Genomic DNA, 6,863 nt, shown 5'->3' on the forward strand with positions numbered 1-6,863 from the left:
AGCTGGTCCGCGGCGGCGCCGCCCGGGAGTTCACCGTGACCCTGCGGGGCGGCAGCGCGCAGACCCACCGTCACCTGCTGGTCGCCTTCCAGATGGAACCGCTGCCCGACGGGCCTGCAGAATCCTTCCTGCTGGAGCGGTGCGACCCGGTGAGCGGGGTGTGGCGGCCCGCGGACCTGCGGATCGCGGGCGACGTCAAGCCGGCCCACCTGTACGAGGGCGGCACGGCTCTCGCCGCGGGCGCCGTACGCACCGAGCGCTACCGGCTGCGCGCCACCGCCGAGGGGGCGGTCGGCAGCAGCCCGCTCATGGTGTACGCCGTCGACACCGATGCGGCGGAGGGCAGCCCGGCCGACTTCGCGCGCACGGCCTCGGCCTCGCTGCCCGTGGCTGCCGCCCGAGCGGGGGCGACGCGATGACCGGCGCCGGTGCCCCTGCAGCGGTGACGGTCCTGCGGACCGCCGACCGGCGGGCCGTGGCCTGGAAGAACGGCGGGGGAGTGACCCGCGAGATCGCCGCCTGGCCCGAGGGGGCCGGCATGGACGACTTCGCGTGGCGCGTGAGCCTGGCGGAGGTGGCCGCCGACGGCCCGTTCTCGGTCTTTCCCGGGGTCGACCGCACGCTGACCCTGGCGGAGGGGGCCGGCATGCGCCTCACGATGGCCGGCGCCATGCGGTCGGTCTCGGAGCGATACGTCCCGGAGCGGTTCCCGGGCGACGCCCCGACCCACTGCCGCCTCCTGGACGGCCCGGTCGTGAACTTCAACGTGATGCACCGGCGGGGCCTCGCGCCGGCCGACACCGCGGTGGTCCGAGGCGCTCTTGCCCTCGCCTCCGAGCCGGGCACCGCCCTGCTGATCGTGCCCCTGGCCGGCCCGGCGGACCTCACCCTCCCCGACGGCGGAACGGTCCACCTGGCCCGCCACGACGCGGCCCTCCTCCGCGCCCCCGCCGGCGCCCGCCTCCACGCCCCGACCCCTACGGCCGTGGTCCACCTTCCAACCCCCTGACGGCCTCAGCCGCCCCCTCCGGCCCCCGCCGCTCCAGCCTCGCCGGCGTTTGAAGCGGGGGCCTTCCAGCCTTGCCGGCGTTTGAGGCGCGGGGTTCGGGGCGGAGCCCCCGACTCCCGGCTCCGCCGGGCACCGGGCTCTGCCCGGACCCTCCCCCAGACTTCGTCCGGGGGGACCCCCACTCAAACGCCGGCGGGGCTGGTTTTGCCGGTCCCCGGCTTCGAATGCGCGGGCTGCATCCCAGGAATCCCGGCTTCGCCGGTGCCGGCAGGGTCAGGCGTGGTGTTCCAGGGTGGGGCGGAGGCGGTCCAGCAAGGTGTGGAGGGTGGCGCGCTCCGCCGGGGTGAGGGTGTCCAAGGCGCTGTGCGTGGCCTGCATCTCTTCGCGTACGCGTCGGATGATCTCTCGGCCCGCGTCCGTTGCGACGACGTTCTTGACCCGCCGGTCCGCGGCATCCGGTTCGCGGCGGACCAGCTCGCGGGCCTCCAGGCGGTCCACGATCCCGGTGACGTTCGACGCGTCACACACCAGCAGCGTCGCCAGCCCCCGCATCGGCAGCGGCCCGTCCAGCTGGGCGAGGACCTTGGCCTGCGTGGACGTGAGGCCGTAGCGCGCCGCCGCCGCGGCGAAATCCCGCCACTGGGCGATGCCGATGGCGGCGAGCAGCTCCAGGAGCTGGAGCTTGCCGGGGGTCTCACGGGTGGTGGCGCTCATGCCGCGAGAGCGTACCCAGGATCGTTGACATTATCAATTGTTTACTTGACCACCTTAAGTATCTGCCTCTACCGTCGTCGAAGTACTTGATGACATGAAACATCTGCGACCTGAAGCAGTGAGAAGGTTCCTCCCGGACATGAGCACCGCCCCCGCCACCCCCGCCCCCGCCGAGGCCAAGACCAGGAACGAGACGGTCATCGTCTTCGCCCTGAGCCTTGCCGCCATGGTCGTGTCGATGATGCAGACCCTGCCGGTCCCGATCCTCGGCCTCATCCGCTCCGACCTCGGCACCTCGACCGCCAACGTGAGCTGGGTGACCACCGCCACGCTGCTCTCCGCCGCCGTCTTCACCCCGCTCCTCGGCCGCTTCGGCGACCAGCACGGCAAGAAGCCCACCCTCGTGGCCGTCCTCGGCGTCATGGTGGCGGGCTCCGTCATCGCCGCCCTGGCGAGCTCGCTGCCGCTGCTGATCCTCGGCCGCGTCCTGCAGGGCGCCGCCACCGCGATCTTCCCGCTGGCCCTGTCCGTCCTGCGCGAGGAGGTCCGCCCGCAGAAGCTGCCCGGCGCGATGGCCCTGGTCAGCGGCACCCTCGCCTTCGGCAGCGGCCTCGCGCTCGTCGCCACCGGCCTGCTCACCTCCGGCGACGGCGCCGACTACCGCAACGCCTTCTGGATGGCGACCGGTTTCGCCACCGTCGCCCTGCTCGCCGTGGCCTTCCTGGTCCCCGCGACCCGCCACAAGACCGGCGGCCGCACCGACTTCCTGGGCGCCCTGACCCTCGGCACCACCCTGCTGCTGCTCCTGCTGCCCATCTCGCAGGGCCACGAGTGGGGCTGGACCTCGGGCCGCACGCTGGGCAGCTTCGCCGGCGCCGCCGTCATGACCGTCGTCTGGGTGTTCACCGAGCTCAAGGTCCGCGAGCCGCTCGTCGACATGCGGATGTTCGTCCACCGCCCGGTGCTCATGGCCAACCTGGCCGGCATCCTCGTCGGCTTCGGCATGTTCGCGAACTTCCTGGGCGTCTCCTACCTCGTCCAGATGCCCGAGAAGCTGACCGGCTACGGCTTCGGCGCGTCCATCCTGCGTGCCTCCGTGGAGTTCCTGCTCCCCGGCGCGATCGTCTCGCTGCTCGCCTCGCCCATCGGCGGCCAACTGGTCCGCCACCGCGGCCCGCGCACGGCGCTGGGCCTGGCTGCCGCCCTCGGCGCCGTCGGCTTCGGGTGGCTGGCCCTCGACCACGGCCACACCGCCTCGGTGATCGGCGCCGGCATCGTCGTCGGTGCGTCCGTCAGCTTCGGCTACGCGGCCATGCCCGCCGTCATCATGGCGAGCGTCCCGCCCCACCAGAGTGGCATCGCCAACGGCATCAACTCCATCTCCCGCTCCACGGGCAGCGCGATCGGCAGTGCCATCGTCACCACCATCCTCGCGTCGAAGACCATCGAGCACCTGCCCGCAGGCGTCCCGCCGCTGCCCGCCGAGTCCGGCTTCACCCTCACCTTCTGGATCGGGGCCGCGGCCTTCGCCCTCGTCGCACTCATCGGCTGGCTGGGCCTGCGCGGCCAGCACGGGCCGCGCACCGTCGAGGTCGCCAAGCAGCCCGCCGCTACGGACGCCAAGGTGGCCGAGCAGGTCTGACACGGGCCCGGGGCGGGTCCGATTCGCACGCCCGCCATTTCCGGGGGGACGGCGCCGCTTCGCGGATGCCGTCCCCCCGAGGCACGTCCAGTGCTGTGACCGGAAAGGTTCACCGGGTCGCGACGCCCGGCACGGCACCTCGCCGCGTTGTCGGCCCTCGCACGTACGTCCAGTACGAGCCGAGGCCCTCCGCCTTGCGATGCACCGCACCGGACGCCGCGACCCGGCAAACCTTTCCGGCCACAGCACTAGGCGAGGCGGGCCAGCACGTGGGCGTCGAGGAAGCCCCGCTCGGAGGCCGGATCGTGGACCAGCCGGGCGAACGGGACGAGCCCGGCCCCGGCCAGCAGCTCGGCGAACCGGTCCACCGGCCAGCTGTAGGCCGACGCCACCTTGTGGTCGAAGCGGACCGGCTCCGGTCCCTCGGTCCCGAAGAACGAGACCAGGAGCAGGCCCCCCGGCGCCAGGACCCGCACCTGCTCGGCGAGGAGCGCCGGCAGTTCCCCGGGCGGGGTGTGGATCATCGAGTAGTGGGCCAGGATGCCGCCGAGCGCGCAGTCCCCGACCGGCAGGGCCTCCATCCGCGCCTCGTCGAACCGCAGCGCGGGATGGGCCCGACGGGCGTGGTCGACCATCCCTGGGGAGAGGTCGAGCCCGAAGGCGTCGAGCCCCAGGTCCTGCAGCATGGCCGTCAGGTGTCCGGGCCCGCATCCGACGTCGGCCGCCCGCAGGTTCCCCGTCGCGCGCACCAGCTCGGCGAAGGTGGCGACCATGGCCCGGGCGAACGGCCGCGTCTCCAGCCGATCGGCGAACATCGACGCGTACAGCTCGACCACCCCGTCGTAGGCCGCCCCGGTCTCGTCCTGGTGCTCCGTCACGGGAAGGAAGCTAACATCCGCGCGGGCGCCGGCGCCCCGGCCGTCGTCGCACGGCGTCAGGCGCCGCCGCGGGCGGCGGCCTGGCGCTGCCGCTTGGCCAGCGGGGCCAGGGAGAGGTCCTGCGCCTGGGACTTGAGGCCCTTGAACCCGTAGCCGCGCCCGGTCAGCCAGCTCTCGGCCGCGAGCTCGGCCCGGGCCGTCGCCTCCAGGATGTCCTCCTCTTCCTCACCCCCGTCGAGGAAGCGGAACGTGAAGAAGGGGCGCGCGGCGATGTCGTACGTCAGGTGGCCCTCGGGGGTGAAGGCGGCCCGGAGCATGTCGTGCTCGGGCGCGGCGGCGAGCAGCTCGGCACGCTGGTCGGCGGTGAGGCCGTCGAAAGAGCCGCGGACGGTGATGCGGAAGGTGCGGGAACTCATCCCCGCAGCCTAGAGCGGACGAATCACACGGGCATCGGATTTTTCGCCCACACGCCGCCGGGGACAGCGCCGACAGGGGTGCCCGCCCGGTACGCCCGACTTCCCTGTCGTGGACGGGTGTTCGCCGCAGCCGCCCCGAGCCCCCGAACGGCATTCCGGTTGGCGCCCGGCCGCCGCCCCTCCGGCGCTGACCGGCGCCGGCCGGGTCCCCCGTGCCCGCCTGTCCTGATCTCCCGCGCCCGGGTTACCGGACCGCCACTTCCCGGCCGCGCCCGCCCGCGCACCCCCGCCGCCCACCCGGCGGCCCTCCCTCGTACTCCGCATTTGCCAGTCCATAGTTCGAGAAAGCTATGTACATGCTGGGTGGGACGCCCGTACCCCCGTTCTGCTCCCCGCGGCGTCCGTACCGCCCGCGGTGCCGCCGCCCCCGTCACCCCGGGGCGGCACCCGCCGCAGCGACCCGTCCCACAGGCCGAGCGCGGCCCTCCGCTTCCGGATGCCGCGCCCTGCTGCCCTCGTCGCCTATCAGAGGGGGAGAATCCAATGAAGACGCGACTCATGTGGCGCAGTGCCGCAGGCAAGGCCCTGGTCGTCGGCGCAGCACTGGCCCTGGCCGTACCGGGAACCGCGTACGCCAACACCGTGGCCGTCACCGTGAAGACGCCGGGAGCCACCTCGGGACCCGGATCGGCCTTCTTTGAGATCTCCACCCACGCCGACTGCAGCAGCGGACTCATCTCCGGCGGCGGCATCAACCAGACCATCGGCACCGGCAGTTCCTCGAACGGCAACAAGGTCAACGGCACCTCGCCCAGCCCCGACGGAAGCACCGAGTACACCGGCTCGACCGGCGTCGTCGGCACCGACGTGACCCACTGGCTCGGCATCGGCGGAAGCGGCGGCGCGGTCAACGCGGACTTCTCCACCACCCCGTACGCCATGTGCTTCACCAGCAACCTCATCAACCACACCCAGGTGGTGACGAACAAGATCGCCGGCCCCACCACCAGCGGCACCGTGGGCCTCGTCGTCGCGACCTGCCCCGCCAACACCCGCCTCATCGGCGGCGGCGCCCGCATCACCCCGGCCGGCGTCGGCAGCCTCAAGCCGATCGCCGGCTTCCCCACCTTCAACAACTCCGCCCACGACTACGGCCAGAAGGCCGCCGCCGACGGGCGAGACCAACCCCGACTCCTGGGCCGCGGTCGGCTGGAACGGCGGCGGGGGCAACAGCGGCAACACCACGTACGCCTACGCCATCTGCAGTGGCAACAACATCGACATCAGCGGCACGACCGTGAAGGTCCGCTTCAGCGAGGTCAGCGGCCCGACCGCGGGCACCGCCGGGCTGACCACGACCGTCGGCTGCGGCCAGAACGACGGAAAGCTGGTCAGCGGCGGCGCCGCCATCAGCGGCGGCAGCGTGACCACCACCGACTTCACCGGCCCCGGCTCGGTCGGGGACCACCTGGGCGGCAGCTACCCCGGCGACTCCGGCGGCACTCCCGTCGGCGACGGGACCACCACCGCCGCGTACTGGACCGCGTACACCCACACCGGCGCGCCCAGCTCCCCGAACACCTCCTCCGACGTCTGGGCGCTCTGTGCCAACGACGGCGTCTGAGCCCCGAGAGGCAGTACCACCCGCCATGAACCCCCGCATGTCCAAGGCCAAGTCGCTGATCGTGCTCGGCGCGACCGGCCTCCTGGCCGCCGCCGTGGTGCCCTTCGCCTCGGCGGCCGACGCCGCCGACCCGGCGGCCCCGCCCTCGCCGTGCGGCGCCGGCGGCGTCTTCAGCGCCGCCCCGCCCACGTGCACGTACGAGAACCCCGGCACAGACACCTTCACCGTGCCCGAGGGGGTCGGCTCGGTCACCGTCGACCTGTTCGGCGCCGAAGGCGGCAGCGCGGCCGGCTTCGTCAGCCCCAACCCCCCGAACGCCGGCGCGCCCGGCGGACTCGGCGGCGAGACCCGCGCCACGCTCGCCGTGATCCCCGGGCAGCAGCTTCAGCTCACCCTGGGCGCCGCCGGCAGCTCGGGCACGTCCCGGCACGGCGAGTACGCCCGCCCCGGCGGCACCGGCCACGGCGCCGGCGGCGGCGGAGCACACGGCGGCGGCTCCGGCGGCGGAGGATCCGACGTCCGCACCGGCACCCTCGGCCCGGGCGAGCGGATCCTCGTCGCGGGCGGTGGCGGAGGCGCC

7 protein-coding genes and 1 pseudogene are annotated in these 6,863 nt (G+C 73.5%); 5 read left to right on the plus strand and 3 right to left on the minus strand.

Annotated elements, in window-relative coordinates; translation table 11 throughout:
* Both AB0F11_RS37140 and AB0F11_RS37145 read left to right on the plus strand, forming a co-directional pair.
* Window positions 1-419 (plus strand): annotated as a pseudogene (locus tag AB0F11_RS37140) (hypothetical protein); the annotation flags it as partial.
* Entirely contained in the window at window positions 416-1,009 is a 594-nt protein-coding gene (locus tag AB0F11_RS37145) for a HutD family protein (protein WP_362184021.1), read from the plus strand. The pseudogene AB0F11_RS37140 and the gene AB0F11_RS37145, both read left to right, overlap by 4 nt.
* Before the next feature lie 273 nt (window positions 1,010-1,282).
* Here the strand turns inward: AB0F11_RS37145 and AB0F11_RS37150 are convergent, their stop codons facing one another.
* On the minus strand, window positions 1,283-1,723 hold the full coding sequence (locus tag AB0F11_RS37150) for a MarR family transcriptional regulator (protein WP_362184024.1): 441 nt from the start codon (window positions 1,721-1,723) through the stop codon (window positions 1,283-1,285).
* 139 nt (window positions 1,724-1,862) lie between these two features.
* On the opposite strand from AB0F11_RS37150, the gene AB0F11_RS37155 reads away from it, so the two are divergent.
* Entirely contained in the window at window positions 1,863-3,365 is a 1,503-nt protein-coding gene (locus tag AB0F11_RS37155; protein WP_362184027.1) for an MFS transporter, read from the plus strand.
* A 248-nt stretch (window positions 3,366-3,613) separates the two neighbouring features.
* Here AB0F11_RS37155 and AB0F11_RS37160 read toward each other — a convergent pair whose 3' ends face one another.
* The gene (locus tag AB0F11_RS37160) at window positions 3,614-4,243 is read right to left on the minus strand and encodes a class I SAM-dependent methyltransferase (protein WP_362184030.1); all 630 of its coding nucleotides are present in this window, start codon (window positions 4,241-4,243) and stop codon (window positions 3,614-3,616) included.
* A gap of 56 nt (window positions 4,244-4,299) precedes the next feature.
* Complete coding sequence (locus tag AB0F11_RS37165) at window positions 4,300-4,659, minus strand: DUF6204 family protein (RefSeq protein ID WP_362184033.1); 360 nt, start codon at window positions 4,657-4,659, stop codon at window positions 4,300-4,302.
* A gap of 1,297 nt (window positions 4,660-5,956) precedes the next feature.
* Here AB0F11_RS37165 and AB0F11_RS37170 point away from each other — a divergent pair.
* Complete coding sequence (locus AB0F11_RS37170; RefSeq protein ID WP_362184036.1) at window positions 5,957-6,283, plus strand: hypothetical protein; 327 nt, start codon at window positions 5,957-5,959, stop codon at window positions 6,281-6,283.
* Between the two features lie 37 nt (window positions 6,284-6,320).
* Window positions 6,321-6,863, plus strand: a 543-nt coding sequence (locus AB0F11_RS37175; RefSeq protein WP_362184039.1) for a glycine-rich protein, incomplete at its 3' end; no start/stop codon positions are given.

The sequence above is a fragment of the Streptomyces sp. NPDC032472 genome (assembly GCF_040636955.1).
Taxonomy (GTDB): Bacteria; Actinomycetota; Actinomycetes; order Streptomycetales; family Streptomycetaceae; genus Streptomyces.

Bases quoted from the DNA above. Each gene is read 5' to 3' on its own strand.
- AB0F11_RS37145 (WP_362184021.1), top strand. From the start codon at position 416: ATGACCGGCGCCGGTGCCCCTGCAGCGGTGACGGTCCTGCGGACCGCC.
- AB0F11_RS37150 (WP_362184024.1), bottom strand. From the start codon at position 1,723: ATGAGCGCCACCACCCGTGAGACCCCCGGCAAGCTCCAGCTCCTGGAG.
- AB0F11_RS37155 (WP_362184027.1), top strand. From the start codon at position 1,863: ATGAGCACCGCCCCCGCCACCCCCGCCCCCGCCGAGGCCAAGACCAGG.
- AB0F11_RS37165 (WP_362184033.1), bottom strand. From the start codon at position 4,659: ATGAGTTCCCGCACCTTCCGCATCACCGTCCGCGGCTCTTTCGACGGC.